Annotated in this window: 25 protein-coding genes; 13 read left to right on the top strand and 12 right to left on the bottom strand. The window is 69.1% G+C overall.

What is annotated here, in order from left to right:
- The first annotated feature begins 97 nt into the window (after positions 1-97).
- The 5 genes from C5E05_RS09045 to C5E05_RS09025 are packed head-to-tail and all read left to right on the top strand — an operon-like array spanning position 98 to position 4,804.
- Entirely contained in the window at positions 98-1,111 is a 1,014-nt protein-coding gene (locus C5E05_RS09045) for a Gfo/Idh/MocA family oxidoreductase (protein WP_104239909.1), read from the top strand.
- Positions 1,108-1,944, top strand: coding sequence for a TIM barrel protein (locus C5E05_RS09040; protein WP_104341742.1), 837 nt, complete (start codon positions 1,108-1,110; stop codon positions 1,942-1,944). Before C5E05_RS09045 ends, C5E05_RS09040 begins: the two co-directional genes overlap by 4 nt.
- Entirely contained in the window at positions 1,941-3,017 is a 1,077-nt protein-coding gene (locus C5E05_RS09035; RefSeq protein WP_104341741.1) for a LacI family DNA-binding transcriptional regulator, read from the top strand. Before C5E05_RS09040 ends, C5E05_RS09035 begins: the two co-directional genes overlap by 4 nt.
- The gene (locus C5E05_RS09030; RefSeq protein ID WP_258064821.1) at positions 3,014-3,571 is read left to right on the top strand and encodes a hypothetical protein; all 558 of its coding nucleotides are present in this window, start codon (positions 3,014-3,016) and stop codon (positions 3,569-3,571) included. The genes C5E05_RS09035 and C5E05_RS09030 overlap by 4 nt, the downstream gene beginning before the upstream one ends.
- A gap of 9 nt (positions 3,572-3,580) precedes the next feature.
- The gene (locus tag C5E05_RS09025) at positions 3,581-4,804 is read left to right on the top strand and encodes an MFS transporter (RefSeq protein WP_104341740.1); all 1,224 of its coding nucleotides are present in this window, start codon (positions 3,581-3,583) and stop codon (positions 4,802-4,804) included.
- On the opposite strand, the gene C5E05_RS09020 is transcribed toward C5E05_RS09025, so the two are convergent.
- The 4 genes from C5E05_RS09020 to C5E05_RS09005 are packed head-to-tail and all read right to left on the bottom strand — an operon-like array spanning position 4,794 to position 8,689.
- Entirely contained in the window at positions 4,794-5,588 is a 795-nt protein-coding gene (locus C5E05_RS09020) for an ABC transporter ATP-binding protein (RefSeq protein ID WP_104341739.1), read from the bottom strand. The genes C5E05_RS09025 and C5E05_RS09020 overlap by 11 nt on opposite strands.
- Positions 5,585-6,652, bottom strand: coding sequence for an iron chelate uptake ABC transporter family permease subunit (locus C5E05_RS09015; protein WP_104341738.1), 1,068 nt, complete (start codon positions 6,650-6,652; stop codon positions 5,585-5,587). The genes C5E05_RS09020 and C5E05_RS09015 overlap by 4 nt, the downstream gene beginning before the upstream one ends.
- Positions 6,649-7,713, bottom strand: a complete 1,065-nt coding sequence (locus C5E05_RS09010) for an iron ABC transporter permease (protein ID WP_258064820.1) — start codon at positions 7,711-7,713, stop codon at positions 6,649-6,651. The genes C5E05_RS09015 and C5E05_RS09010 overlap by 4 nt, the downstream gene beginning before the upstream one ends.
- On the bottom strand, positions 7,703-8,689 hold the full coding sequence (locus tag C5E05_RS09005; protein ID WP_104341737.1) for an iron-siderophore ABC transporter substrate-binding protein: 987 nt from the start codon (positions 8,687-8,689) through the stop codon (positions 7,703-7,705). Before C5E05_RS09005 ends, C5E05_RS09010 begins: the two co-directional genes overlap by 11 nt.
- A gap of 132 nt (positions 8,690-8,821) precedes the next feature.
- On the opposite strand from C5E05_RS09005, the gene C5E05_RS09000 reads away from it, so the two are divergent.
- The gene (locus tag C5E05_RS09000) at positions 8,822-9,676 is read left to right on the top strand and encodes a siderophore-interacting protein (RefSeq protein ID WP_104307338.1); all 855 of its coding nucleotides are present in this window, start codon (positions 8,822-8,824) and stop codon (positions 9,674-9,676) included.
- An 88-nt stretch (positions 9,677-9,764) separates the two neighbouring features.
- Positions 9,765-10,136, top strand: a complete 372-nt coding sequence (locus tag C5E05_RS08995; protein WP_104341736.1) for a DUF4440 domain-containing protein — start codon at positions 9,765-9,767, stop codon at positions 10,134-10,136.
- Between the two features lies 1 nt (position 10,137).
- On the opposite strand, the gene C5E05_RS08990 is transcribed toward C5E05_RS08995, so the two are convergent.
- On the bottom strand, positions 10,138-11,058 hold the full coding sequence (locus tag C5E05_RS08990) for a phosphotriesterase (protein WP_104341735.1): 921 nt from the start codon (positions 11,056-11,058) through the stop codon (positions 10,138-10,140).
- Positions 11,055-11,441, bottom strand: a complete 387-nt coding sequence (locus C5E05_RS08985; protein WP_104239898.1) for a carboxymuconolactone decarboxylase family protein — start codon at positions 11,439-11,441, stop codon at positions 11,055-11,057. The genes C5E05_RS08990 and C5E05_RS08985 overlap by 4 nt, the downstream gene beginning before the upstream one ends.
- 42 nt (positions 11,442-11,483) lie before the next feature.
- Between C5E05_RS08985 and C5E05_RS08980 the strand changes: the two genes are divergently transcribed.
- Positions 11,484-12,023: a CGNR zinc finger domain-containing protein gene (locus tag C5E05_RS08980; protein ID WP_104341734.1), complete on the top strand. Its 540-nt coding sequence runs from the start codon at positions 11,484-11,486 to the stop codon at positions 12,021-12,023.
- A 42-nt stretch (positions 12,024-12,065) separates the two neighbouring features.
- On the opposite strand, the gene C5E05_RS08975 is transcribed toward C5E05_RS08980, so the two are convergent.
- On the bottom strand, positions 12,066-12,725 hold the full coding sequence (locus C5E05_RS08975) for a TetR-like C-terminal domain-containing protein (RefSeq protein WP_104341733.1): 660 nt from the start codon (positions 12,723-12,725) through the stop codon (positions 12,066-12,068).
- Positions 12,726-12,786: 61 nt separating this feature from the next.
- Between C5E05_RS08975 and C5E05_RS08970 the strand changes: the two genes are divergently transcribed.
- Positions 12,787-14,214: an MFS transporter gene (locus C5E05_RS08970; protein ID WP_258064819.1), complete on the top strand. Its 1,428-nt coding sequence runs from the start codon at positions 12,787-12,789 to the stop codon at positions 14,212-14,214.
- Between the two features lie 25 nt (positions 14,215-14,239).
- Here the strand turns inward: C5E05_RS08970 and C5E05_RS08965 are convergent, their stop codons facing one another.
- Genes C5E05_RS08965 through C5E05_RS08955 form a run of 3 tightly spaced genes read right to left on the bottom strand, consistent with a single transcriptional unit; the run spans position 14,240 to position 18,476 of the window.
- Positions 14,240-15,067 (bottom strand): PRD domain-containing protein, encoded by an 828-nt coding sequence (locus tag C5E05_RS08965; protein WP_104239894.1) that lies wholly within the window; start codon positions 15,065-15,067, stop codon positions 14,240-14,242.
- A 36-nt stretch (positions 15,068-15,103) separates the two neighbouring features.
- Positions 15,104-16,558 carry a family 1 glycosylhydrolase gene (locus C5E05_RS08960; protein WP_104341731.1) on the bottom strand — a complete coding sequence of 485 codons (1,455 nt, stop codon included), beginning with the start codon at positions 16,556-16,558 and terminating at the stop codon, positions 15,104-15,106.
- Entirely contained in the window at positions 16,545-18,476 is a 1,932-nt protein-coding gene (locus C5E05_RS08955; protein WP_104341798.1) for a glucose PTS transporter subunit IIA, read from the bottom strand. The genes C5E05_RS08960 and C5E05_RS08955 overlap by 14 nt, the downstream gene beginning before the upstream one ends.
- Before the next feature lie 262 nt (positions 18,477-18,738).
- On the opposite strand from C5E05_RS08955, the gene C5E05_RS08950 reads away from it, so the two are divergent.
- Positions 18,739-19,926, top strand: coding sequence for an MFS transporter (locus tag C5E05_RS08950; protein ID WP_104341730.1), 1,188 nt, complete (start codon positions 18,739-18,741; stop codon positions 19,924-19,926).
- A 36-nt stretch (positions 19,927-19,962) separates the two neighbouring features.
- Here C5E05_RS08950 and C5E05_RS08945 read toward each other — a convergent pair whose 3' ends face one another.
- A complete protein-coding gene (locus C5E05_RS08945; RefSeq protein ID WP_104341729.1) occupies positions 19,963-20,766 on the bottom strand; it encodes an alpha/beta fold hydrolase in 804 nt (267 codons plus the stop codon).
- The gene (locus tag C5E05_RS08940) at positions 20,754-21,380 is read right to left on the bottom strand and encodes a TetR/AcrR family transcriptional regulator (RefSeq protein WP_104341728.1); all 627 of its coding nucleotides are present in this window, start codon (positions 21,378-21,380) and stop codon (positions 20,754-20,756) included. Before C5E05_RS08940 ends, C5E05_RS08945 begins: the two co-directional genes overlap by 13 nt.
- Before the next feature lie 153 nt (positions 21,381-21,533).
- On the opposite strand from C5E05_RS08940, the gene C5E05_RS08935 reads away from it, so the two are divergent.
- The 3 genes from C5E05_RS08935 to C5E05_RS08925 are packed head-to-tail and all read left to right on the top strand — an operon-like array spanning position 21,534 to position 24,279.
- Complete coding sequence (locus C5E05_RS08935) at positions 21,534-22,526, top strand: alpha/beta fold hydrolase (protein WP_219819514.1); 993 nt, start codon at positions 21,534-21,536, stop codon at positions 22,524-22,526.
- A complete protein-coding gene (locus C5E05_RS08930) occupies positions 22,526-23,533 on the top strand; it encodes an ankyrin repeat domain-containing protein (protein WP_104341727.1) in 1,008 nt (335 codons plus the stop codon). The genes C5E05_RS08935 and C5E05_RS08930 overlap by 1 nt, the downstream gene beginning before the upstream one ends.
- Positions 23,530-24,279 (top strand): NAD(P)H-binding protein, encoded by a 750-nt coding sequence (locus tag C5E05_RS08925; protein WP_104307348.1) that lies wholly within the window; start codon positions 23,530-23,532, stop codon positions 24,277-24,279. The genes C5E05_RS08930 and C5E05_RS08925 overlap by 4 nt, the downstream gene beginning before the upstream one ends.
- The last annotated feature ends 11 nt before the right edge of the window (positions 24,280-24,290 follow it).

Genomic DNA, 24,290 nt, shown 5'->3' with positions numbered 1-24,290 from the left:
ACTAGACGCAGAGCGCTAGTACGTAATAGTCTGTGCGTGCTGGGCGCACCCAGCAGCACAGTGTCGTGTCGGCACCGCCGTCCTCAGGAGAAGCACCATGTCCAAGACCCCCCTCATTCGTGTCGCGCTCATCGGCGCCGGCCGCATCGGCAGCAACCACGCCGCGCTCATCGCCCGCGACATCCCGAACGCCGAGCTCATCGCCATCGCCGACCCCGTCGAGGGCGCCGCGGCGAAGCTCGCCGAGACGCTCGGCGTCGAGCAGTCGTACACGGACATCGCCGAGCTGCTCGCCCGTCCAGACCTCGACGCGGTCGTCATCACGGCCCCGCCCCGCTTCCACACGGCGCTCGTGGAGCAGGCGGCCGCGGCAGGCAAGGCCATCTTCTGCGAGAAGCCGACGGGTGTCTCGCTCGAGGAGCTTCGCCGCGTCGAGGCCGCCGTCGAGCGCCACGACGTGATCTTCCAGGTCGGCTTCAACCGCCGCTACGCCAACGGGTTCCCTGAGCTGCGCTCCGCCCTCGACGCGGGAGCCCTCGGCACACCGCAGCTGCTGCGCTCGGTGACCCGCGACCCGGGCCTCGCGAACCCCGCGGCGATCCCGCCGTTCACGATCTTCCTCGAGACCCTCATCCACGACTTCGACACCCTCAACTTCTTCAACCCGGGCGCCCGCGCCACCCGGGTCTACGCGGTCGCGGATGCGCTCGTCGCGCCGGACTTCAAGGACAAGGGCCTCCTCGACACCGCTGTCGTCACGATCCGCTACGACAACGGCGCCATCGCCACCGCGGAGGCGAACTTCTCGGCCGCCTACGGTTACGACACCCGTGCTGAGGTCTTCGGCAGCGCCGGCATGGCGACCGCGGGTGAGCTGGCGGCGTCGAGCCTGCGCCTCTATGGCGCGGCGGGCGCGTCCTTCGACACGGTGCGTGCCGACACGCAGCTCATGCGCGCCGCCTACACGGGCGAGCTGCAGGCGTTCGTCGACGCCGTCGCCGGCGTCGAGAGCCCCCGCCCCGGCACGGAGGCCGCGCTCGAGGCCATGGTCATCGCGCTCGCCTGCATCGAGTCGGTCAAGACCGGCGCACCCGTCGAGGTCGTCCGATGAGCGGGGCCGTCGCCGGCGCTGGCTCGGGCGCTGGTTCGGGCGCCGCCGAGTCGCCGTTCGTGCTCGCCGCCTGCGCGGAGATGCTGTTCCTCGACCTCCCGTTCGAGGAGCGGGTGCGGCGCATCGATGAGGCCGGCTTCGAGGTCGAGATCTGGCGGTGGTGGGAGAAGGACCTGGATGCGCTCGTCGCGACCGGCGCGACGTTCGGCTCCATGTCTGGGTACATTCGCGGAGAGCTCATCGACCCGGACGGGGCCGACGCGATCGTCGCCACGGCGCGCGAGTCGCTCGAGGCGGCCCAGGTGCTGGACGTGCCGCGACTCGTGATCCACGGGACGGGCCTCGACGCCAACGGCCTGCCCGTGCGTCCGAGCGCGCACACCACTCCGGCTGATTGGCTCGCGGCCCTGCGCACGCTGGAGCGCCTCGCGAAGCTCGGCGAGGAGTACGGCAAGGTGTTCACCCTCGAGAACCTCAACCACGCCGTCGACCACCCCGGCGTGCCGTTCAACCGGGCGAGCGACACGATCGCACTCGTCGCTGCGGTCGACAGCCCGCACCTCCGGCTCAACCTCGACCTTTACCACGCGCAGGTCGGCGAGGGTGACCTCGTCGACCTGTGTGGGCGCGCGCTGCCCTACATCGGCGAGATCCAGGTCGCGGATGTGCCAGGGCGCTGCGAGCCGGGAACGGGCGAGATCCACTACCCGCGGGTCGCTCGGGAACTCGACGAGCTCGGCTACCGCGGGGTCGTCGCGATGGAGGCCTTCGCGTCCGGTGACTCCGACCTCGCGCTCCGCAGGTTCCGGGAGGCCTTTAGCATCGAGGTATGAGCGACGTTGACGCACGAGACGCCCGCCGCCCGGCGAGACCGGGCGGCGGCAAGCGCGTCACGATGCGCGACGTCGCCGACGCGGCTGGCGTCTCGCAGCCGCTCGTGTCGATTGTCATGCGTGACGTGCCCGGCGCGAGCCCGGAGTCTCGCGCGCATGTCCTCGAGGTCGCGGCCCGTCTCGGGTACCGGCGAGACGAGCGGGCGAGGATGCTCAAGCAGGGCCGTTCGCGCCTCGTCGGCATCGTCTTCCACGCGGCGCAGCCGTTCCACGGCGAGCTCATCGACGAGCTCCAGCTCGCGGCCCGGTCTGCTGGGTACAACGTGTCGCTCGCCGCGGTCACGAAGCGGCGGGGCGAGGCGGATGCGATCGAGGCGCTGCTGGGGGAGCGGGTCGAGGGGCTCGTCCTGCTCGGAGCGTCGCTGCCCGAGGAGCAGCTCGAACGCATCGCCGAGGAGGTCCCCGTCGTCACGGTCGCCAGCCAGTACTCGTCGGCGTCGTTCGACAGCGTGTCCATGGACGACGCGCGCGGCATGGAGCTGGCGGTGCGGCACCTGCACGAGCGCGGGCACTCGCGCATCCTGTACCTCGGGGCGCCTGGCGTCTCGGGTGATGAGGTGCGCACGACTACGTTCCTCACCGCCACGGCTGCTGCCGGGCTCGGCGACCAGGTCGCGATCGTCGCGGGCGGAGCTTCCGAGGCCGCCGGCGCGAAGGTGATCGAGGAGGCGCTGGCGCGCTACCCGGACGCCACCGCGGTTGTCGCCTTCAACGACCGGAGCGCGCAGGGCGTCGTCGCTCAGGCGCGCCTCCTCGGCAAACGTGTTCCCGAGGACCTGGCCGTGGTCGGCTTCGACGACTCCGAGCAGGCCGAGCTGCCGTACCTGCAGCTCACAAGCCTCGCGCAGGACCCGGCGCAGCTCGCATCCGCGGCCGTCGAGATGGTGGTGGGGCGCGTCGACGCGAGCGCCGAAGGCGAGCAGCCGCGGAGCGGGGAGCACCGCATCCTGCCGACGAGGCTCGTCGTGCGCAGCAGCACCAGCAATGGCAACTCGGTCGGGCGCTCGAGGTGACGGATCGTCGGACGCCGGGCTTCGACGGGGCGAGTCCGTCCCGACCCAGCGGTTCGCTGCCCGGGCTGCGCGACGCGGCCCGCCGCCAGTACTTCTCGCTCGGCACCGGCGAGCTGGCGTCGGTCCTGACCTTCACGATGCTGGGCGTGTGGGCCGTGCCACCCATCTTGCCGTCGGGCAGTGACGTGGCCGCGTTCTGGTCGGCGCTCGCACCCCTGCTGCTTGTGCTCCTGCACGGTGGTTCGTACTGGCTGCTCGCCCGCCGCTGGGTCGGCACCTCAAGGATGCCCGTCGGGCTCGCGCGCACGTTCTGGGTGCTGAAGTGGCTGAACCTCGCGGTGCTCGTCGGCGGCCTCGTCGGCATCGTGGCCTGGTGGCCCAGCTCCTGGCTGGTCGCGGTGCTCGTCCTGTTCACATGGGCATTTGGGACCGTCGAGTACCTCAACTACTTCGTCGTGCGGCTGAGCTACCCGGCCCGGGCCTGGCTGCCAGAGGTGCGACGCTTTCGGACTCCGCGCTTGGTGAGGGATATCAGGCAAGCCACGCATCGGTAGGCTTCCCGGATGCCACTCGGTCGCGGATTTCGTGTGCTCTGGAGCGCGAACGCCCTGTCGAACCTGGCAGACGGCATCGCGTTCGTGTCGATGCCGCTGCTGGCCGCCTCGGTCACCGACGACCCGCGCCTCGTCGCGGGCTTGGCGACGCTCTACGCCCTGGTCCGCCTCCTGGTCGCGCTGCCCATCGGCGTCTGGGTCGATCGGGTCGACCGCCGGACCCTGATCGTCGCGGCGAACGTGCTGCGCGGCTGCGCCCTGCTGGGGCTCGCCCTGGCGATCCAGCTCGGCTTCTCCTCCCTCATGGTTCTGTATGCAGCGATGGGGGTGGTCGCGACGTTGGAGAGCGCGGCGGACAACGCCGCATCGGCCATGCTGCCGTCGCTTGTCGACCGAGAGCGACTCGATTCCGCGAACGGGAGGGTCGCGGCGGCGCAGCTCGTCGCGGACGAGTTCGCTGGTCCTCCCCTCGGGGGATTGCTGTTCGCCCTCGCCGCAGCGGCCCCTGTCTTCGCGATGGGTGGGCTGTGGGCTGTCGCGGGCCTCGTCGCCCTCGCGCTGCCGATTCGGCGACTGTCGAGGCCAGGATCGGATGCGCGCGACGCACGACGTTCGGTCTCCGTCGAGGTGCGTGAGGGCATCGCCTGGCTGGCACGCCACCGTGTGGTCGGGAGCCTTGCGCTCATCGGAGCGCTCGCGAGCATCGGCTACATGCTGCCCTTCTCGATTCTCGTGCTGTTCGCCGAGGAGCGCCTCGGCCTGGACAGCACCGGATACGGCTTGCTGCTCGCCGCGTCGGCCCTCGGCGGCTTGCTCGGCTCCTTCCTCGCAGCCCGGCTTCGCACGTGGCTCGGATACCGATGGACGATCGTGGCAAGTCTGGCGCTGGGGGCGCTGACGCTCGGTGGACTGTGCCTCACGACGAACCCGATCGTCGCCGGCGTGCTCTTGGCGCTCTACATCCTGCACGCGACGGTCTGGAACATCTGCTCGCAGTCCCTCCGCCAGCGCCTCATCCCGGACGAGCTGCTCGGACGCGTGGGCGCCAGCACGCGCGTGCTCGGTCTCCTGGGGCTTGCCATCGGGGCGACGATGGGCGGGCTCCTGGGGGAGGTCGACCTCGCGATACCGGTCGCCACCGGGGCCGGAGTGTTCGTGGTCTGCAGCTTGGTTGCTGCTGGCGCGCTGCGGGGCGGCGTATCCGGTCGGTCAGGCTCCGACGTCAGGCCTTGACGCTGCGCCCCGCAGGCACGACGAGGGGAGAACCCGAGTAAGGATCGCTGAGGATCGTCGACTCGACGCCGAAGACCTCCTGCACGAACTCGGCCGACACGACCTCACGGGGGTTGCCCTCGGCGACCAGCGATCCGTCCTTCAAGGCGATGAGGTGGGTTGCGTAGCGGGCCGCGTGGTTGAGATCGTGCAGCACTGCCACAAGCGTGCGCCCCCGGCGGTTCAACGCAGCGCACAGTTCCAGCACGTCGATCTGATGCGCGATGTCGAGATACGTGGTGGGTTCGTCGAGCAGCAGGTACGGGGTCTCCTGGGCCAGTGCCATGGCGATCCACGCGCGTTGTCGTTGCCCACCCGAGAGCTCGTCGACGAACCGGTCCGCAAGAGCGGCGGTCTCCGTCAGCTCCAACGCCTCATCCACTGCAGCCGCGTCTGCCGCACTCCACTGCTTCAGCATTCGCTGGTGCGGGTAGCGGCCGTGGGCGACGAGGTCGGCGACCGTGATGCCGTCCGGAGCAACCGATGTCTGCGGGAGCAACCCGATGGTCTTCGCGACCTCGCGCGTGGGAAGAGACAGGATGTTGCGCCCGTCGAGGACGACTGCCCCCTCGGTCGTGGGTAGCAGGCGGGCGAGGGCCCTCAGGAGCGTTGACTTGCCGCACGCGTTCGCGCCCACGATGACGGTGAACGACCCGTCCGGGATAGCGACGGTGAGATGCTCGCTGACAACCTTGCCGCCGTAGCTGAGTCGAGCTCCGTCAGCGGCGAGCCGTGGTGTGGTCATCGCGCGTGCCTCCATTCGTTGATGAGCAGCCAGATGAAGTAGCTCCCGCCGAGCACGAGCGTGGCGATGCTCACGGGCAGGCTCGACGTGGTGGGGGCGACGAGGACGGCCACGTCCGCGCCCAGCAGGACGAGTGAACCCATGAGCGCGGCGGGCAGCACGGCGAGCGGTCCGACCCGGGTCAGCTGGCGTGCCAGGTGTGGAGCGGTGAGCGCAACGAACGCGATCGGCCCGGCCACCGCCACCGGCACGGCGACCAGCGCCACGCCGATGGCGAGAAGGGCGAGTCGGACGGGGCGGACGCTGACCCCGAACGCCGCGGCCGCATCGTTGTGGAGCTCGAGCATTCGACCGGGTCGGGCTGCCAGAACGGCCAGCACGAGGAGCACGGCGATGACGCAGGTCGCTGGCACCAGGCGCTCCCAGCCGATCGAAGCGAGGCTCCCGAGCGTCCACGAGCTTGCGCGCATCGCTTCCTCGAGCTCGGCGCGCTGGATGAGCAGTTGGTTGATCGCGAGCAACATGGCGCTCATGCCGATGCCGACGACGATCAGGCGGATGCTGCCGCTCCCAGATGACAGGCCGAATGCCGCTACGACCACGGCCGTGGCGAGACCGCCGACGAGGGCGCCGATGGTGAGGCCGGTCTGCCCCGCGCCGAGCACCAGAGTCGCGACGAGGGCCCCGGTGACCGCCCCGGCATCGAAGCCGAGGACGTCGGGGCTGCCGAGGGGGTTCCTCGTCAGCGATTGGAAGAGCGCGCCGCTTGCGCCGAGGGCCGCGCCGAACACGACGGCAGCCAGAACCCTGGGGAGCCGCCATTCCATCACCACGAGCTGGCTGCGGCTGTCGCCCTGCCCGAGGAGGGCAGCGAGGACCTCGCCGGGTGAGAGGACGAGGCTGCCGACGCAGAGGGCAGTGACGCCGAGAAGGACGATCGCGGCGACCAGGCATGCGCCGACGATAAGGGTGCGGATGCGGACGCGGATGCTGAGGGCCGCCCGCCGCAGGACCAGCGTGCCCGTGGGCGTGGTCTCGGGCCTGGAGCCGCCGCCCTCGTTCACAGCGAGATCACCCGGCGCCTGGCCATCATCGCGATCAGCACGGGCGCGCCGATGATCGCCATCATGAACGCGACGGGGTATTCGCCTGGCTGCGCGACGACCCGGCCGAGGATGTCTGCGGCGAGCAGCACCGCCGGTCCGTAGATGAGTGACGAGGCGAGGATCCAGGGCTGGCTCGGCCCCGTGAACCTCCGTACGACGTGCGGGATCATGAGTCCGATGAACGCAACCGGCCCGATGAGCGCCGTGGCGCATCCCGCGAGCAGCGTCACCGACACGAGCGCGGCCCCGCGGACGAGCCGCACCCGCGTTCCGAGCGCGCGCGCATGATCGTCGCCGAGCGAGAGCGCTCCCAGACCGCGACTGATGCAGACCGCGACGATGAGGCCGACCACGATGACGGGCAGAACTGGCATGGCACCGAGCAGGTCGTGCCCGACCAGCGACCCGACGGTCCAGGCGCGGTAGCCCGCGAAGACAAGGGGAAAGAGCATGGTGAGGGCCATGCTGATGCCGGAGAAGACCGCGGCTAGGGCGACGCCCGCGAGGACGAGCCGAGCGGGGGAGGCGCCGTATCTTCCCGTGCGGCCGATGGCTAGCACCACGAGCGTCGCAACGACGGCGCCCACGAACGAGAAAACGCTGTACTCGCTCGGCGTCGTGATGCCGACAAGCGCTATGCCGAGCGCGACGGCGAGCGCGGCACCGGCGTTGACGCCGAGCAGCCCGGGGTCAGCCAGGGGATTGCGCGTGAGCGCCTGCATCAGAGCGCCCGACACGGCAAGCGCCATGCCCGCGAAGATGCCGACCACGGTTCGTGGAATGCGCAAGGTGAAGAGGATCTCGGAGGCCTCTGAGCCGTCTGGGTTCGCCAGCGCCGAGATCATGTCCGGGATCGGGAGCGGCTTCGCGCCGATGAGGACCGAGAGCACGACCGTCACGAGGAGCAGCGCGACCCCGATTGCGAGACCGAGCATCCGCATCCGGCGTCGCGCGCCCGCAGCGGAAGGGGCAGCGCCCGTCAGCGCCGCCCCTTGCGTGTCGGTGAGCTCAGCTGGCAAGGGCTGCCTCGAAGGTCGGAGTCACCTCGTCGAGCATGTACGTGATGCTGAGCGGGCCGGGCACGTTGGTGGCAACGGCGAGGGCATAGTCGAGCCAGACGACCTTGCCGCTCTGCACGGCGGGCAGTGCCTGGAAGCGCGCATCCGCTTCGAGGGCGGCCTTGTCTGCGTCGGTCATCGCCCAGATGCTGAGCACATCAGAGTCGAAGTCACTCACATTCTCGAGCGAGATGACGGTGAACTCCTCGTGGCTGTTGTCCTGGCCGTCGGCGGGGGCGAGCCCGAAGTCCTCGAGCCATGTCCCGTTTCCGTACCAGAAGCCGCCCTGCTCGACTGAATAGCCGAGGTACGAGTAGCTTTCGCCATCGAGTGCGGAGAGCCCCTCGGTTGCTGTCGTGATGGAGGCTTCCGTCTCAGAGATCACACGCTCGCCCTGGTCGGCGACTCCGAGCGCGTCCGCGAGGAAGGTCGTGCGTTCCTGCCAGCTCTGCGCGGCTTCGACGTCACTGGTGAGGGTCGGCGCGATGGCGCTGAGGCGGTCGTAGGCCTCTCCCTCCGCTGCCGTCCAGTAGTCGACGACAATCAGATCGGGGTCCGTTGCCAGGATGGCTTCGAAGTCGAGTGAGCCGTCGGCGCCGATGAGACCAGGTTCGAAGGAGCCCGTCAGGGCCCCGTCGAGCCAGGGCAGCGTCTCGAGGCTGTCGCTCGTGCCGATGTCGTAGGCAACCGGTTCGACACCGAGGGCAGCGGCGACGTCGGCGCTCTGAGAATCGAGGACGACGATGCGCTCCGGCTTCTCCGTCAGTTCGACATCGCCTTGGATCGTCGTCACGGTTCGGGGGAACTCGCCTGAGAGTGCCGAACTGTCGTTGCCCGCGGCAGGGCTGGACTCCGTTGGTGCCGAGCAGGCCGCGAGGGAGAGGGCGGTCAAGGCCGCGAGACTGACAGCGGCGATGCGCGCAATGGGAAGCGTCATTGGGGGGAGGGCTTTCTCTGATGCGGGACAGTACGGCTGTCACGGAGGCTTATGTAAGGGAATGCTAACCTAAGTGCAGTGTCGTGGGAGTGCGTCCTGTCCGGCGCCTCTCATCCCCAGACGAAGGCCTTCATGGCAACGATCCGTGACCGCATCCGGGAGCTCTCCCAGGGGCGAGCGATCCTGATCGACGACTTCGTCGAGGTGGTCGCGAGCCGTCGTCTCACTCCGGGGTTCCAACGGGTCACGCTCGGGGGCGCGTGCCTTGCGGACTACACGGAGCCGCTGCCTGCAGATGCCTTCAAGATTGATATCGGCTCGGAGGCGAACCCGCTTATCCGGGGCTTCACGGTCCGTGATTTCCGGGCAGAGCGCTTGCAGTTCGACTTCGACGTCGCCCTGCATGAGGCGGGTCGTGCCAGCGACTGGTCGCAGACGGTCGCGGTCGGTCAACGGGTGCGCTTCCTCGGCTTCCGGCGAGATTTCGCCGTCGGTGACGGGGTCACAGAGCACGTGTTCATCGCCGACGCCAGCGCTCTCCCCGCAACCGCCGCCATCCTCGAGTCGCTTCCCACTGGTCACCGAGTGGCTCTGCTGGCGGAGACGGGCAACCCAGAAGATCGTGCGCTTCTCTCCGCGGCGATCGAGTCGCTGGGTGACCGACTGCGTGTCGTCTGGCTCACCGGGAGGTCGTCCCAGGGGTTGGAGAGCGCCCTCGTGAGCGCCGCCCGCAACCTGACCGTACCCCCGCATGCGCAGGTGTGGCTGGCCGCCGAGTCGGCGACCGTTCGCAGCATCCGCCGCCACCTCATCGAGGGTCTCGGGGTGCCTCGGGGGAATCTGCACGCCACGGCGTACTGGATCTCGGGGCTCACGAGCAGCCAGAGGGATGACAGGGAAGCGGTCGTCTACGGGGAAGCTGTCGACGCGGGCCTCGATGTCATGGATCCCGTCGTCTACGACCGGCTGGAGTTCGAGGGCGCCTGAGCCCGTGCTCCCGTTCAGGTCCAACGGGCAGGGGCCGAGAGGCTCCTGCCGGGGCTGCGACGAGCAGATGCGTCGGTAGGGTCGCTCTATGTGGGAGACGGATACCGAGGACTTCGCGGACATCAAGAGCGCTGAACTCGCGCTGCTCTCGTCGGCCGTGCGAGCCGACTCCGCCCAGACGTCCGCGTTCCTATCTGAGGACTTCGCAGAGATCGGGCGCTCCGGGCGTCGCTGGACGTACGCGGAGTCGGTGGCGGCCCTGGCCGGCGAGGAGGAGCGCCCTCTTCCGCGCACATCGGAGTGGCTCTTCAACCGGGTGAGTGCGGAGCTCGTGCTCGTGAACTACGTGCTCCATGAGCCCGGCCGGGACAGCAGGCATGCGTCGCTGTGGGACACGCGAGGCCCAACCCTCCGATACCACCAGGGGACGATCATCCCCAGCTCGCCGACTGAGCTGTAGTTCACGAACCTCGTTCGGGGTGCCCACTGCCGCGAAGGCGCCACGCCCGAGCGGGATTCGTCGTGAACATCGCTGTGGCGACGGCGTCGCCGACGTGCGAGGCGATCGTCCGCCTCGTCTGGCTGAGGAGGCCGCGCATCCCGGCCCCGCCGTTGGCTGCCGTCGCCGAGCGCGTCGTGGTGTCGCCGCCGATGAGGAGCGAGCCGGCATGCCCCGTGTCCACGATCCGGCTGATGACGGACAGAAGGGCGGAGTCCGTGCGGGCGTGGTTGGGCGAGGGGCCGTGGACGCAAAGGTACGCGCCGGTGGCGCTGACTTCGGCGATGTACTCGAGGTCGGGGTTGCGGCCCAGGTGTCCCAGGACGACGGCTTCAGGGGCCACCTCGAGCTCCCGGAGCAGGCCGACGACCGCGAGGGCGCACCTTCCTCCTTCCAGGTGGACGGCGATGGGCGCACCGGTCGCGTGATGCGCGGCCGCGGCCGCATCCAAGCTGGTCCGCTCGAACGGCGTCGCGCCCGCCGGTCCGGTCCCGACCTTGATCAGGCCGCACCGCCGATCGATCACGTCGTCGACGAAGGCCGCCGCGAGTTCGACGGCACTGGCGTCGAGCAGTGGATGCCCGGGCCGATAGACCTCCCGGCGGTGCCGGCCGGTCGCGGCGACGATGTGGACTCGAGACGCATGCCCGAGTTCCTGCAGTGCGGCCAGCTGCCGACCGAGGCCGCGCGGAGTCCACTGCACGATCGTGGTTCCGCCGGCCTCGCGGAAGAGGTCAGCCTCGAGCACCGCGGCCCCGAAGTCGGCGAGCTCCTGGCCTGGCAGGGCCGGCGTGGAGAGGAAGAGATGGTCGTGCGAATCCACGACGCCGAGGCTCGCCGCGTCGAGGTCGCCGGCAGTCGTTCGGACGACCTCCCCGGTCACGCTGTCGCGCTGTTCGGGGAGACCGTGTCGAGTGCGCGCAGGGCCGCCATGGTGCGGGGCAGGCCGACGTAGGCGACGAGGTGAACGAAGGCCTCGGCGACCTCCTCCCGCGACATGCCGATCCTGATCGAGGATGCGATCTGTCCCTGCAGTTGAGGATCCACGCCGCCCAGTGCCGCGAGGGCTCCGAGGTTGAGGAGCTGCCGATCGCGGGGGCTGAGCCCGGGGCGCTGGTAGGTGCCGCCGAAGACCGCACCGACGATCCACTCGTCGAAACCGGGCGCCGTCGCGTCGACGGTCGTGCGCCATCCCTGCGTCGTCTCGGGTTCCTGCAACGCGGCGAGCGTATCGAGGCCCGCCTCTGGGTCGTACTGCCTGTCCATGGCGACTCCATTCTGTAACGGTTCACACGTTACACTTGTCGAGTGGCCGACAAGACAGCATTCAGGACAGATGGTGGAGCGGCGTGGCTCAATCTCCTCGCCACTCGGGGGCAGACATTCGGTGCGCATCCCATCGAGCGCCTTCGCGCCCCTGAAGACCTCCAGCGGTGGCTCACGTTGATGGGCCTGCGACCCCTCGAGGCGCCGAGTGGAGGCGACCTGAAGGAGACGGTGCGGCTCCGTGAGACCCTTCGTGGGCTCGCTATGGCAGCCGTGGAGCCCTCGTCACCCAGGGAGCTGAGCATGGATGCGCTCCTCGAGTTCTCCACGAAGGGGAACCCGGCTCTAGCCGGGGCGCCGCTCGGCGATGTCGCATCCGCGCTGTCAGCGCTCGCCATCCAGGCGACCCTCACGCTGCGTGGGCCCGACCGAGCGCTCCTCCGCCAGTGCGACGAGGTCGACTGCCGCTGGGTCTTTCTGGATTCATCCGGCCGCAGGCGGTGGTGCCCGGCGGCTGCGTGTGCATCCCGCGGACGTGTGCGCGCGCACCGCGCGGCGGCGGCAGCATCGTCCGTTTCTTGAGCACGGTGTTCAGCACAGCGTTCGAGGCGGCGCTCGACTCGGCTAGCTTGGCGGCCGGTCCTGTTCCGAATGGTGCCGTTCTCGCCAGGAGGGGTCGGCGATGCCGGTCAGGACGCTGAGCACCGTGCGCTCGGCGAGCTTCGCGTCGATCGGCTGGTGGCCGAAGAACGCTCGGTAGTAGAGCGGTGCCGCGAGGAGGTCGAGGGTGAGCTCCATGTCGAGTCCCGCCCGCAGATCTCCTCGCTCGATGGCGTGCTCGAGGACTGTCCTGCTCGTCGCGCGGCGAGCCTCGAAGTACTCGCGGAGGAACAGCTCGCGGAGCTCCGGGTCGGCCTCCAGGTCGGCGAGGAGTCCCGGGAGTGCGCGGGTGATGGGGGAGTTGCCGAACCCGTCGGCGATGTTCGAGATGCCGCTGACGAGGTCGCAGTGCACGCAGCCGGTATCTGGTGTCGGCGTCGTTCCGAGCACCGAGATGAGCGTGTGCACGACGATGCCGGGCAGACTCTTCCAGCGCCGTCGAAGCGCTGGCTTGCTCGTGCCGGCGGCTGCCGCGACATTCTCCATCGTGAGCGAGCGGTACTGGCCGGTCTTGAGGAGGCCGATGACCGCCTCGGTCGCCCTGGCGTCGATCGTCGCGTCGCGGGGGCGGCCGTGCGGCAGTGATCGGGTCCGGGGTGCAGCGTGCGGCTCTGGTTGCGGCATTGCCTCACCGTACCCTACATTCATTACGTTCCGGTGTGGAATGTAATGAATGGGAGTGCGCATGCAGCAGGATGAATCGCGTTCGACGGCGGAGGCGACGACACCCTCAGAGGTAGAGGCCGGAGGTGTCTTCTCGCCCCGTCTGCGCGGGTCCACGATCGGGATCCTCGTGAGCGTCGGGGCGGTGGCCTTCGAATCGCTGGGGGTCGCGACCGTCCTCCCGACCGTCGCCGAGGAGCTGGGCGGCCTGCGCGGATACGGCTGGGGGCTCTCGGCGCTCATGCTCGCCAGCATCGTCGGCACCGTCGTCGCCGGGAGCGACATCGACCGGAGGGGGCCCGCCCGGGCAGTGGTGGTCGGAAGCCTGGTCTTCGCGTTCGGCTGCCTGCTCGCTGGCCTCGCCCCCGGGTGGGGAGTGTTCGTGGCCGCGCGAGCGCTCCAGGGGTTCGGGGTCGGAGCGATCATGGCGTACGCCTACAGCCTGGTCGGCCTCGCGTATCCGCCTCGGCTCCAGGCCGTCATGTTCGCGTTCCTGTCGTCTGCGTGGACGATCCCGTCGCTCCTGGGCCCGGTCTTCGCCGGGGTGCTCACGACGGTGCTCGACTGGCGCGTCGTGTTCTGGACCATCGCGCCGATCACGATCCTCCTCCTCCCGCTCGTCTTGCCGGGTGCACGCCGGGTCTCGGCAGGCCCAAGGGTGCGGAGTGGCCGGTTGTTCTCCGCGCCCGTCTGGTTCTCGGTGCTCCTGGCGGCCGGGACGGGGGCCGTGCTCTTCGGCCTCGAGGTGGATGCGCTCCCGCTGATGCTCGCGCTGCTTGTCGTGGGCCTGGTGGCTGCAGCCGTCGGCTTGCGCAGCACCCTGCCCGTGGGATCTTTCCGTGCGCGCCGTGGTGCGCCGGCCGGGGTCGTCGTGCGCTTCATCCTGTGCGGCGTGTATTTCGGGTCGGAGGCGTTCCTGCCCCTCGGGCTCACGAGCATCCACGGCCTCGACGTCACGATCGCAGGGCTGGGCCTCGCGGCCGGCGCGCTCGCCTGGACGGCCGGGTCGTTCGTGCAGGCGCGGATCGACGCAGCCCGGCCCGGACAGCGCGCTCGCTCGACGAGGGTCGGGATGCTCGTCCTGCTGGGTGGCCAGCTGCTCATGGGGGCGGCTGTCGCGCTTCCGGCGGTCTGGCCGGGCTGGGCCGTCGTCGGCTGGGGCATCGCGGGAATCGGGATGGGGATCGCGTTCAACGCGTCGACGGCGGCGACCATGTCGGCCACGCCGACCTCGGCTGCGGGGAGCATCAGCGCGAGCCTGCAGCTCGCGCAGACCCTCGCGACGGCGGTCATCGCCGGCCTCGGTGGGGCGGCCGTCGCACGGCTCGACGCCACGACGCCCGCGTTCCTCGCGGTCTTCGGGTCCACCGCCGCACTCGCCCTGGTCGGTGTGTGGGTCGCGGGTCGCCTCCGGGGTCAGGCGGCCGAAGCCGGGGATCGACGCCGGTAGGAGGGATGGGGTGCCGCGTTCATCTCTACTCCGGCGAGGCGCGCGCGATGTGCACCGCGAGGAAGGCCACTTCCTCGTCGGGAAGCTCCACGCCGTGCGTCTCGCGGATGAACGTGCGCACGCGTTCCGCGGTCGCGATCGCACGAGGGGCGCGCTCGCTGAGGTTCCGGAACAGGAAGTCGTCGCCGCCCAGCAGCTGGCCTGCGAAGAATCGCTCCGCGAAGAACTGCAGGTGCGTGAGGAACCGCGAGGCGTGGAGGTCCTTCCTGGAGACCCGGACGGCGGAGGTCATCGTCACGATGCTCGTGACCTTCGCGACAAGGTCGACGACGCGCATCGAGTCGACGCCGAGCTTGCCCGTGTCGGCGTTGACGAGGTGGAAGGCGACGTTGGCTGCCTCCTCCTCGCCGAGCCGCACGCCGAGGCGTCGTTCGACGTCGTCGAGGGCGCGGACGCTCACGGCGTGGTGGTCCGGGTAGACGGTGCGCACCTCCCACGCGAGCCGGTTCGTGAGGGCGATGCCCTTCCGGTATCGCTCCACCGCGAAGTGGAGGTGGTCGGTGAGGGTGAGGTACACGTGCGGGTCGAGGGTGAGTCCCGCTCGACCCGCATCCGCGACGATCTCGCGGGTCAGCTCGACGTACTCTGCCGGGATCTGCGCGAGCAGCTCGACGAGGTTCCGGTGATCCGAGTCAGGGAGGGAGATGAACTCCTGGTCCGTGATCGTCGCCGAAACCTCGTCGCCCGGCTTCTGGCCGTACCCGATGCCCTTGCCCAGCAGGACGCGCTCGACGCCGCGGTCGTCGACGACGAGCACCACACTGGAATTGAGGACCTTCTTGATGGCGGGCACGGTGGTCTCCTTTGACGCCGCTTGGAGGGGAGGGGGTTAGCTGAGGTCTGCGCCGTTGGACTCGATGACCTGGCGGTACCAGTGGAACGAGTCCTTGCGTCGGCGCTCCAGTGTGCCATTCCCGAGGTCGTCGAGGTCGACGTGGATGAACCCGTACCGCTTGCTCATCTGCGACGTCGACGAGCTGACGAGGTCGATGGGCCCCCAGCTGGTGTAGCCGAGCAGGTCGACGCCCTCGTCCACGGCCTGGATCATCTGCTCGAAGTGCGCTCGGAAGTACTCGACGCGGTAGTCGTCGCGGATCCGTCCGTCCTCGTCGACCGTGTCGCGCATCCCGAGCCCGTTCTCCACGATGAAGAGGGGCTTGCGGTAGCGGTCGTACAGGTCGAGGAGGGAGATGCGCAGCCCGATCGGGTCGATCTGCCAGCCCCACTCGGACGAGCCGAGGTAGGGATTCTTGACGCCGAGGACCGTGTTGCCCGGCGTGCGCTCGGCGTCGGGGTCGACGGATTCGGTCATCGACATGTAGTAGCTGAACGACACGAAGTCGGCCGTGTGCTCGCGCAGGAGCTCCACGTCGCCGTCCTCGAACGGCACGGTGACGCCCATCTCCTCGAGCTGGCGGAGCACGATCGGCGAGTACGACCCGCCGGCCTGCACATCCGAGCACATGTAGAGGAGGCGTTCCTTCGCGCGCGTCGCGGCGACGTCGTTCGGGTGGCAGGTGCGCGGGTAGGTCGTGAGCATGGTGATCATGCAGCCCATCTGCGCGTCCGGGTGCAGCTCTCGCAGCATGCGGGTGACGGATGCGCCTGCGATGAACTGGTGGTGCAGGGCCGTGTAGCAGGCCTGCGTGATCGAGGTCCCCGTGACGGTCTCCTCGATGATGCCGCCCGAGGTGAACGGGTGGCGTTCCATGCCGTCGATCTCGTTGAACGAGATCCACCGCTTCACGATGTGCCCGAACCGTTCGAAGCAGGTGCGGGCGAAACGCTCGAAGAGGCCGATCGTGGCCCGGTCGAGCCAGCCGTTGCGGGTGACCGCGAGCTCGAGGGGCGCGTCGAAGTGCGACAGGGTCACGAGGGGCTGGATGCCGTGGCTCTGCATCTCCTCGAACAGGTCGAGGTAGTAGGCGATCCCGTCCTGGTTGGGCTCGAGCTCCTCGCCGGTCGGGTAGAGCCGCGACCAGAGGATCGACACCCGCAGCACGCTGAAGCCCATCTCGGCGAACAGGGCGAGGTCTTCCTTGTAGCGGTGCACGAAGTCGATGGCGCGCCGCTTCGGGAAGTACGTGGGGTCCGGGTCGCGCTTGGCCTCTGCGATGCTCTCGAGGGTGACGGCGTGCAGCGCGGCGAAATCGTCGTTGTTGGCGTTCGGGTGGCGGCGGAGCACGTCGGTGACGACCCAGCCTCGGCCATCCTCGCCCCAGCCGCCTTCGGCTTGGTTCGCGGCGATTGCGCCGCCCCAGAGGAAGTGATCAGACAGTGCCATGTGCGGTCTCCTTGATGTTGGTGAGTGAGATGAGGGATGCGCCCCGGTTGACGTGCTGGCCGGTGTCGAACTGCGCGTCGCCCCCGGCCGTGTTGACGACGACGATGGGGGTGATCGTGTCGAGGCCGGCCGCGGCGATGGCGTCGAGGTCCGCGTCGATGACGGGCTGGCCCGCCTCGACCCGGTCGCCCTGCGCGACGTGCGTCGTGAAGGGGGCGCCTTCGAGGACGACGGTGTCCATGCCGACGTGCACGAGCACCTCGACGCCGTCGTCAGTGCGGATGCCGATCGCGTGCTGCGAGTCGAGGAGGGACGTGACGGTGCCCGACACGGGGGCAACCACGCGTCCATCCGTGGGGCGGATCGCGACGCCGTCACCGAGCACACCCGTCGAGAAGACCCCGTCGCCGAGCGAGGCGAGCTCGACGACCTCACCCTGCATGGGGGAGACGATCGTGAGCGCGCGAGGCTGTGCCGAGACCGCGGCGGCATCCGCCCCCGCGTCCGCGCTCGCATCCGCGTGCTCGTCGGTCTTGCCGAGCACGCGCAGGGTGCCGGAGTCGGAGTCCTTCCAGAGCACGACGCCGACGATGAACGACACGGCCGCGCCGATCACGAGGCCGATGAGGGCGTGGATGAGGTTCCACGGGTCGAGGGCGTCGATGAACATGGAGAAGCTCGCGAGGCCGGGGCTGACGATCGCAAAGGTGTCGACGAGCGTGATGCCGAGGTACGCGCCCGAGGTGATGGCGCCGGCGAGCACCGCGATGAGTGCGCGTCGGTTCTGGAGGGTGACGCCGTAGAGGGCCGGCTCGGTAACGCCGAACAGCGCCGAGAAGCCTGCGGAGACGGCCGTGGCGCGGAGCACCTGGTTGCGGGTGCGGACAGCGACGGCGAAGCTCGCGCCGGCTTCGGCGATGTTGTGCGCCAGGGAGGCGGTCAGGTAGAAGCTCTCCTTGCCGTACGTGGCCATCGTCGTGATCGTCGGCGGCAGGAGCGGCTTGTGCATGCCGACCGAGATGAGGAACGGCAGGATGGCGGCGAGGAGCGCGACGGCGATCCACCCGAAGGTGTTGTGGAAGTTGAAGAGCAGGCCTGCGAAGAGGTCGCCGATCTCGAAGCCGAACGGACCGATGAGGAACACCGTGGCGGGCGCGACCACGAGGTAGCACATGAGGGGCACGTAGAAGGTGCGGATGGGCGGCCACGAGAACTTCGTGAAGAAGCGCTCTGCACCCCAGAGGAGCAGCACGGCGAGGATCGCGGGGAACACCTGCGCGTTGTAGTTGACGACGGGCACGGGGATCCCGAAGAGCGCCGCGCCGCCATCCTGGCTCACGAGGCTCGTGAACCCGGGGAAGAGGAGCAGCGCGACGGAGCCGAGGGCCACCGGCCGGTTCACGTCGAGCTTCTTCGCGGTGGTGTAGGCGACAAGCAGCGGCAGGAACGCGAACACGGCGTCGGGGACGGCGGCGATGAGCGCGTACGAGTCGCTCTCCCGGTCGATCCAGCCGAGCGCGGCCGCGAGGACGAGGAGCGACTTGAAGATTCCCGCGCCCGCGATGGCGGGGATGATGGGCACGAAGACGCTGACGACGAAGTCCAGCACCTTGGAGCCGACCCGCTTGACGGTCCACGGGGTCCGGGGCTTCTCGGTCGCGGCGGCGGTCGGTGACCCGGAGCGGAGCTTCTCGACCGCTCGGTAGTACTCGAGAACTCGTCCTCCCACGATGACCTGCGTCTGGGGTCCGCGGACCACGCCGAGCACGCCGGGGATGGACTTGAGTGCCGCCTCGTCGACGGGGCTGTCGTCGCTGAGGGTAAACCTCAGGCGGGTCGAGCAGTGCTGCAGGGCAGACACATTGCTGCTCCCGCCGACGTGCTCGAGGATCTCTGCCGCCTCTGAGCTGATGTTCATGTTGTGCTCCTCCATTGGAACTCGGGGGACAGCTTCCGGGCAACAAAAAAGGACCCGACCGTAGCTCTGTAGAGCAACAATCGGATCCTGCCTGCATGACCAGTCACATGTCCGTTGCATGAACTTACACGGATCCTGGGGCGGTGTCCACCGGCGGTTCGGAGGTACACTCGGGCTCAGCAGGGTGCGCGCGTGGCACCCGCGCGCCAGGTGACCTTCGGGGCCTTCGCGATCCGATCGGTGAGCGATATCTGGAGTCCCCTTGACGAACATCCGCCCCAGGGAGCGTGCGCTGGCTGCGTTCGCGGCCATCGCCTTCGGCTTCGTGATCGCCGGCGCCAACAGCATCAACCCGCTGCTGCCCATGCTCCGGGTCGAGGTGCCCCTGAGCCCGCTCGGTGTGTCGCTGACGTTCGTGGTCTACGTGTCAGCAGCGGTTGCCACCCTCCTGGTCGTCGGATTCTCCCGGCTGCGAGTGACACCCGGTTCGGCCGTGGTCGCGGCCCTGCTCATCGCGGCGCTCGCGAACCTGCTCCTCGCGTCCTCGAACGAGGTGCAGCTGCTCGTCGGGCGGGCGGCGACCGGGGTCGCGGTCGGGCTCGCGACGGGCGGCGCGGCCGGTCTGGTGGTGGATGCGCTCAAAGGGCGTGGGCGGGGACTGGCCGCGACGGGGAACCTCGTCGGCGCTGTCGTCGGCACCGCGATCGCCCAGGGGGTTGCGGCGCTCGAGACCATCGCCGGGGCGATGTCCATGTACGTCGCTGGCGCCGCGATAGCGCTCCTGCTCGCACTGGCCCTTGTCCTGTTGCTTCCCCGAAGCGTGCCACGGGCTGCGCGCAAGCGCGGAGTCGGGGCTCCGACCTCCCGTCGGCTGACGCGCGCCGACGTCCGGACGATCGCGCGCGCCGCGGTGGTCTGGACGGGGCTCAGCGCTGGCGTCGTCTACGCGCCGACGGTGTTCTCCGATGCCGCGATGCCGCTGGCGCAGTTCGGCGGCAGCGTCACCATGCTGGTTGCCGCGGCCGTCGCTCAGCTCGCGAGCGTGCCGCTCGGTCGACTGCTCCCCGCAGCCAGCGGTCACCTCGCGTTCGCCGTCGGCTGTGCGCTCGCGGTCACGTCGGTGCTGCTCTCGAACAACCCGCTCGCGTTGCTCGCGATGGCGCTGCTCGGTGCGGGAGGGGCTGTGGCCTACCGGACGTCGCTGGTGCATCTGACGCGCGGAGCGGCCGCGAGCCAGCAGAGCTCGCTCGCGTCGAAGTTCGCCGTCGCCACCTACGCCGCATCCGCGTCGACGGTGCTGGCGATCGGAGTCCTCGGGAGCGTGGTGCGGACCGAGGTCGTACTCGCGGTGTTCGCGACGCTGCTGAGCGTCGCGGCCTTCTGCATGCATCTGGGCGCGCCCCGGTTCAGGGACCTCGCCGAGGGACCCACCGGCAACGGAGCGCTCTGAGTCCTGGCGACGTCGGCTGCCGCGCGCCCGGTGTGCTCAGCGCTCGCTGGCGACGACGAGGGAGCGGATCGCGCTGACGAAGGCGGCGGGTGCTTCGATCGGGAGGAGGTGTCCGCTTCCGACGACGGGGTGCAGGCTGACGCGGCTGAAGTGATCGTCGAGCCGGTCGGCCCACTCGATCGGGAACAGGGGATCCTCCGTCGGCCAGAGCATGACGGTCGGGGTCTCGATCGGTGGCAGTTCGCCCGCGTACCCGCGATTCGCGAGGTACCACTGGATGCTCGCGGCGAACGCTCCCGGCCGGGAGTAGGCCGCGATGAGCTCCTCGCGCTGCGGGTGACGCTGGGGTGCGGCGGCTCCGCTCCAGGTGCGCCAGAGGTAGTCGAGGTAGCTGGCGACCGCGTCGGGTCTGCCATCGATCAGCTCGGCAGCGACCGGCTCGCGTTGGAAGTGCTGGTACCAGAATGTCGGTGCGAGGGACGGCGCCGTCGCGCGGTCGCCGATGCCCGGATACGCGGGGGTGAGGACGGCCCCGTCGAACCGCGACGGGTCGAGGCGAAGCGCTGCCTGAGCGATTCGGCTGCCGATGTCGTAGCCGGCGATGATGGTGCGGCCGCCGCTGGCAGGGTCCGCAAGTCCATCGAGGAGACGGCGGGCGTGCGCTTCCGCTGTGGCCTCAGCGAGCGGGAGCTCGCCCGCGAACGCTGCTCCGAATCCGCGGAGGTCGGGCACGATCGTCGTCGCAGGCTGGAGGGCGTCTCGCACCGCGTCGTAGTCCGACGGGAGTCCCGGCCACCCATGGACGAGGATCACCCGGTCGTCGGCGCTCAGCTCCGACATCCGCTGTCCTTCTTCGTCGCCAGTCCGATCAGCTGGGCGTACGTCGCGATCGCCTCGGCCTCCGTGATCGCCCCCTTGAGGGTCGAGGCCGACAGGGACTCGCCCGCGCCGACAAGGGCGATGCAGAGGCGGTGGAGGTCCGGGTCGGGCATGCGGACGTGCGGCCGAAGGATCGCCTCGAACATCTGCACGCCCGTCTCCTCGAGCTCGCGGTAGATGCTGGCACGTTCTTCGTTGCCCGTCATCGCAGCCCCGACGGCGAAGAACTCGCTGCTGGCATCCGTCGCGCACCGGATGTACGTCTCGGAGAGGGCGTCGATCGTGGGCTCGTGGGCGAGACCGTCCTGGGCCATCCCCTCTTGGAACGCCCGCTTCCGCTCCGCGTCGATCCACCGGTACAGGGCCGTCAGCAGCGACGAGCGCGACTCGAAGTGATCGTAGACGACGGGCTTCGACACGCCCCCGTGCTGGGCGAGGGTGCCCAGCGTCAGGGCGTCCACCCCGTCCTGCCGCACGATGGCCAGCGCCTTCTCCAGCAGATCCTGGTGGCGAGCATCCCAGGGGAGGCGACGCTTCCGTGGTTCTTCGGGGGGCGGTGTTGCTTGGGCCGTCATTAAGCTACCTTCAGTAGGTTACTGTTGCTACAGAAAGTAGCTTATCGAGTCGAAGGCACCGATGGGGCGTTTCTGCGCCCAACCGCTTCGGCTCGGCCACGCAAGAGAGAAGGGGGACCACCGTTGAACCGAGGAGAAGGAAACAGGCCGCCGTTGCGCGAGCGGCAGATCGACGTGAACGGCCACCCGTTCCGAGTGCTCGATCAAGGAGATGGGCCCACTGTCCTGTTCGCCCACGGGTTCCCTGACGTGGGGGAGACCTGGCTCGGTCAGATGGCCGGAGTCGCCGAGGCGGGATACAGGGCTGTGGCTCTCGACATGCGAGGGTTCGGAGCCAGCTACTCCCCAAGCAGCGTCGAGCTCTACAGCGCTCTCCACACGGTGGGGGACCTTGTCGGGGTTCTGGACGCGCTGGAGATCTCCGAGGCCGTGCTCGTCGGCCACGACTGGGGTGCGGACGTGGCGCAGCGCGCGATGGTGCTCCGTCCAGACCTGTTCCGCGGACTTGTCAGCTTGAGCATCCCGTTTCTGCCCCGCGGGGAAGCGAGCCTGTGGAGCCAGCTGAAGAAGGACGGGTTGGGCGACAGCTACTACGCGTTCGAGATGATGAAGCCTGACGGGCATCTCGCCTTCGAGCCCGCGGCTGCATCCATTCCGAGTGCGCTGTACTGGCTTTCTGGAAGCCCCGCCGTCGGGGAAGGGTGGGATCCCGTCGACTCCTCCCGAGGCATGCTCCGACCTGCGCCAGTCGGCGTCCCCGCTTGGGCCGACCCCACGTATGTCTCGCGCTCCATCGCCGCCTTCCAAGGGAGCGGCTTCGCGACGGGTCTGAACTACTACCGCGCATCCGACATCACCTTCGAGCAGATGTCGGCGTTCAAGGGGGTGCCGATCCGGCAGCCCGCGCTGTACATATGGGGCGCTGAAGATGGCCTCTGCCAGCTCTTCCACCCCGAACCGCCGACCGTCGAGCAGTTGCGCGTATCCGCCCCTGGGCTGGTAGACGTCGTCCGTCTCGAAGGGGTCGGGCACTGGCCGCAGCACGAAGCGGCCGAACGGGTGACGGCGGAGATCTTGGCATTCCTTGCCGGTATCGAATGGCAATGCACCAGTGACATGGGTGCTGAAAGTGAGAGCAAACGATGATGAACCTCGACCAAGCTGTCCGAGCGGAAGACCTGTCCAGGGTCGCTGACCTTCTTCGCACGGGAACAGACGCCAGCCAGCCCCTGCCAGACGGCCTCACGCCCCTGATGGTCGCCGCCGCCTTCGGGAACGCGCAACTCGTCGACCTGCTGCTGACCGCAGGAGCCGACCCGCTGACAGTGGAACGTCACATGGGGGCCACAGCTCTGCACAAGGCAGCGCAGGGCGGCAACGGCGATGTGGTGTCGCTGCTCCTCGATCACGGCGCGTTCATCGATCAGCAGTCACCGTCTCTCGGCAACACCGCGCTCATGGACGCTGTCCTGCAGAAGCAGCCGGAAGCCGTCCAGGTTCTCCTGAACCGAGGAGCTCGAACCGACGTGATGAACCACTGGCACCAGACGGCAGTCCAGCTCGCCCGCGAGGATGGCTTGGGTACCATCGAAGCGCTCATCCTGGACCATGACAGTGCCAACGAGCGGCATGTGGCTTCCCTTGCGCTGTTCGCCGCCGCGAGCGCGGGGGATCTCTCCGCGGTTGAGCAGCTCATCGCAGGCGGCGCCGCGCTCGACGAGCGCCACCCGATCGTCGGTGGCTTCGACGACGACTACACGCCGTTGGGTGTGGCCGCTCGCGAAGGTCACGTCGATGTCGCAGATCGTCTCCTCGATGCCGGCGCAGACCCGCGCCTCACGATCGGCCTGATGAAGGGCACCGCGGTTCACGATGCCGCCTACTTCGGACATGCCGACGTGCTCCGCTGCCTGCTTGCGCCACGCCAGACAGGCCTGTCGGCAGACCTTGACGCCCAGGGGTTGTACAACGGCCTCACTGCGCTGCACGACGCGGTCTGGCACGGCCACGTCGACTCGGCTCGGGTGCTCCTCGAGGCGGGGGCCTCACTGGTGCTGCGAACACACGCAGGGCTCACGCCGAAGGATCTCGCCCGTCTCTACGGATACGAGGAGCTCGTGAACCTGCTGGCAGCAGAAGAGGTTCGCCGATGAAAGGGAGCATCATCATTTCGAAGCCCATCCACTCAGCTCCCACTTCTGCGGATGAGCAGTCGAGCTCAGCGCCGAAGCGGGCGGTGCCTCCTCGCGTCTTCATCTTCGGCATCTCAGGCAGGGTCGGTCGGCTGCTCGCGGCCCGCCTCCAAGGTCAGGGCGTGCCCGTTTCCGGTCTCGTTCGGACGCGGCGGCAGGCCGCAGCGCTCGAGCGGGCCGAGGTGTCGCCGCTGCTCGGGGACCTCGGAGCCTCCACCGCAGACGAGCTCGGGGCGATGATCCGGGACTGCGATGTCGTCGTGTACGCCGCTGGCTCGAATGCTGGCCCCCAGCGCGTGACGGACGACATCGACCTCGCCGCTCTCGGTCGCGTGGCGGAGGCGGTCGAGCGCGTCCGAGGGGTGCGGCTCATTCTGCTCTCCGTGCTTCCCGAAGCGTGGCGTGAACGAGCGCTGAGCGACGACGAGGAACACTACTTCGCGGTCAAGAAGCGGGCAGAGGTGAGCCTGACCCGACAGGATGTCGATTGGGTGATCCTCCGCCCATCGCTCTTGACGGATGACGCTGGAACCGGGGAGGTCTCCCTCGGGCCCGCAGAGGAGCACGGCGAGATACCCCGCGAGGATGTGGCCGCTGTCCTCGAGGCGCTGGTGCTCGAGCCGTCCGTCAGCCGGCAGATCCTGGAGTTGAACGAGGGGCAGACGCCGGTCGCCGAGGCTGTTCGCGGGTTCGCGCGCGAGCTCTGAGCTCTGGGCTC

The organism is Pseudoclavibacter sp. AY1H1, assembly GCF_002931055.1.
Lineage (GTDB): Bacteria > Actinomycetota > Actinomycetes > Actinomycetales > Microbacteriaceae > Pseudoclavibacter.
Note: the sequence above shows the minus strand (reverse complement) of the source record. Positions and strands in the feature narration are given on the sequence as shown.